This window comes from Comamonas sp. A7-5, assembly GCF_039581385.1.
GTDB lineage: Bacteria > Pseudomonadota > Gammaproteobacteria > Burkholderiales > Burkholderiaceae_C > Comamonas > Comamonas thiooxydans.
Map to the genome: position 1 here is coordinate 1 of NZ_JBCPWO010000066.1, position 352 is coordinate 352.

General features: G+C 63.9%; 1 pseudogene. It reads right to left on the reverse strand.

The annotated features are described in order from the left end of the window. A pseudogene (locus tag AAIL67_RS24775) lies at window positions 1-318 on the reverse strand (hypothetical protein); the annotation flags it as partial. Between the last annotated feature and the right edge of the window lie 34 nt (window positions 319-352).

A 352-nucleotide genomic window follows, 5' to 3' on the forward strand; every position in this document is an offset into this window, starting at 1 on the left:
ACTCTCCTGCACGCCATCTGCTGCATCGCGCACCCTACCCAATCCGCCCACCATGCTGCTCACGGCCCTGACTGTGGCGCGGTCGGTGTTGAGCACGGCCTTGCCTGCATCGTCCACCGCGACCTCGTAGCCCTTGACGGCTGCCTGGGTCTTGAGCCACTCGGGTGCAATGCCGCCATTGGCCGCAATCACCTTGTCGGCCATGGACTTCCAGGCCTCGGCAATGCGCAGGGGCGGCTGCCTGCCATCCTTTTCCAACTGATCAAACGCAGCACGCGCCTGCTTGGCCATGCGCTGCAGATCCTCGTTGGTGGTCATGCCTAGGTCTTTGTAGGCCTGCTCCAGCAGTGCG